1 protein-coding gene is annotated in these 532 nt (G+C 75.5%); it reads left to right on the top strand.

Features of this window, described 5'->3' with window-relative positions; translation table 11 throughout:
• Positions 1 to 532 (top strand): flagellar hook-length control protein FliK (locus AC1D15_RS36530; RefSeq protein WP_477829937.1); only part of this gene is annotated, 532 nt, incomplete at both ends.

The raw sequence follows: 532 nt of genomic DNA, 5'->3' as shown, positions 1-532 counted from the left end.
CGCGCCGGCTGGGCGCCGGTGGCGAAGCGCCCGGTGCGCGCGCCGACCGTGCCGCGCAAACGGGCGGGGCYGGGGCCGATGCACCGGCGGCGAGGCTGCTGGCCGAAGCGGCCGAGAAAACCGCGTCGTTCCGCGAGGTCGCGGCCCAGGTGCATGGCGCGTCGGACAGCGCGCGCACCGATGCCGCGCCGGCCAGCGGAGCACTGCTGGCCGCCGGGCTGGCCGCCACGGCACCGAGCGCGCCGGCGGAGGCCCCGACCGTCGTCCAGCTGCCGACGCCGGTGGATGCGCCGGAATTCACGCAATCGCTGGGCGTGCAGGTCAGCGTGCTGGCCGCCGACGGCGTGCAGCAGGCCGAACTGCACCTGAACCCGGCCGAGATGGGCCCGATCTCGGTGCAGATCGCGATCGACGGCACGCAGGCGCAGGTCGATTTCGGTGCCGACATGGCCAGCACCCGCCAACTCATCGAGAGCGGGCTGCCGGAACTGGCGTCCGCGCTGCGCGATGCCGGCTTCACGCTGACCGGCGG

The sequence above is a fragment of the Rhizobacter sp. P2_H2 genome, assembly GCF_056403375.1.
The sequence above is the reverse complement of the archived record's forward strand: the minus strand, read 5'-3'. Positions and strand labels throughout refer to the sequence as shown.